Annotated in this window: 1 protein-coding gene; it reads left to right on the forward strand. The window is 63.7% G+C overall.

Annotated elements, in window-relative coordinates:
- Positions 1 to 208, forward strand: a 208-nt coding sequence (locus J5M67_RS28850) for a hypothetical protein (RefSeq protein ID WP_207888729.1), incomplete at its 5' end; no start/stop codon positions are given.
- Positions 209 to 433: the final 225 nt, after the last annotated feature.

Here is a 433-nt window from a genome sequence, read left to right on the forward strand (position 1 = left end):
GATCACGGCGAGCGACGGCACGACGACTGGCGGCTTGAGCGTCGTGCGCGGCGTGGAGCGGGATGGGGGCATAGGCGGATCTCCGGAAAAAGAGGCGTCGGGCGCGCGCCGCGGCCGACGCGGGCGCGGAAGCGGAACGGACAGTGCGGATGCGGCGGCGCGCGCGAAGCGCGGGTGGAGGAACTGCAGCAACGCGGATGCAGGCTGAAACTAACAGATTGTAAGCTATTCGCCGACGATGCCGGAAAAAGCGGATCGGATGGCGTGGCGCGCATTGCCGTGGATATCGTCGGTCGCCCCAGGTGGCGGGGTCTGCGGCGATCGGACGGGGCCCGTGCAAACCCCGATGAAAATTTATTTTTTCCATTTTGCCGATTGTGTAAATTTACTTTCATCGTCATTCGATGCAACACCGCCGCCGCATGCCCAGCTC

Source organism: Pseudomonas sp. 30_B, assembly GCF_017491605.1.
GTDB lineage: Bacteria > Pseudomonadota > Gammaproteobacteria > Pseudomonadales > Pseudomonadaceae > Pseudomonas.